Source organism: Sphingobium agrisoli (assembly GCF_041877245.1).
Taxonomy (GTDB): domain Bacteria; phylum Pseudomonadota; class Alphaproteobacteria; order Sphingomonadales; family Sphingomonadaceae; genus Sphingobium.
The window spans coordinates 1-752 of record NZ_JBHDJI010000038.1 but is presented as its reverse complement, the minus strand read 5'-3'; the positions used below and the strand labels follow the sequence as shown (position 1 = coordinate 752).

1 protein-coding gene is annotated in these 752 nt (G+C 62.9%); it reads right to left on the bottom strand.

The window, feature by feature from the left end:
* Positions 1-752 (bottom strand): P-type conjugative transfer protein TrbL (gene trbL, locus ACETPF_RS20970; protein ID WP_373936561.1); only part of this gene is annotated, 752 nt, incomplete at both ends.

Sequence of the window (752 nt, the reverse complement as noted above, 5' to 3'; positions counted from 1 at the left end):
GCGCCGCCAAGTGCACGCGCACCACCCACGGCGGCGCCGCCCGCAAGCATCGTGATACCGGCCGCGCCGACGGTCGTTCCGAGCGCGGCCCCGGCTCCGAGTTGGGGAGCGCCCGCGACGAGTCCCGAGGCAATGCTGGGACCGAAGATGCCGAGACCGAACATGGTGAGGCTGGCGAGCATCAGGCTCAGTGCCTGGTTGATATCTGGCTCCTGGCCCTGCAGCGCGGACGTGAACTCGGTGAAGAAGTTCGATCCGATCCCGACGATGACCGCGAGGACCATCACTTTGATGCCCGACGAAACCACGTTGCCGAGCACGCGTTCGGCCAGAAAGCTGGTACGGTTCCAGAGCGCGAATGGCACAAGGATGAAGCCGGCCAGCGAGGTCAGCTTGAACTCGATGATCGTGACGAACATCTGCACCGCGAGGATGAAGAAGGTGATGATCACGATCGCCCAGGCGAACAACAGCACGGCGATGGTCAGGAAATTGTCGAAGAAGCTCACGAACCCCGTCAGCTCGGATACCTGTTGCAGGAGTGGCCAGGCAGCGGAGAATCCCGTTCCAGCGAGCCGTCCGGGCTTGAGGAGATCGGCCGCCGACATCCCCCCACCACCCGCGGTGAGACCGGCCTGCGCGAACGAGCGGAAGATGATGTCGGCAAGGGTCGAAAAGCTGTTCAGGATGAACGCGAATGCGCCGATGTAGAGAATTTTCTTGAGGAAGCGGCCGATCACATTGTCGTCGCC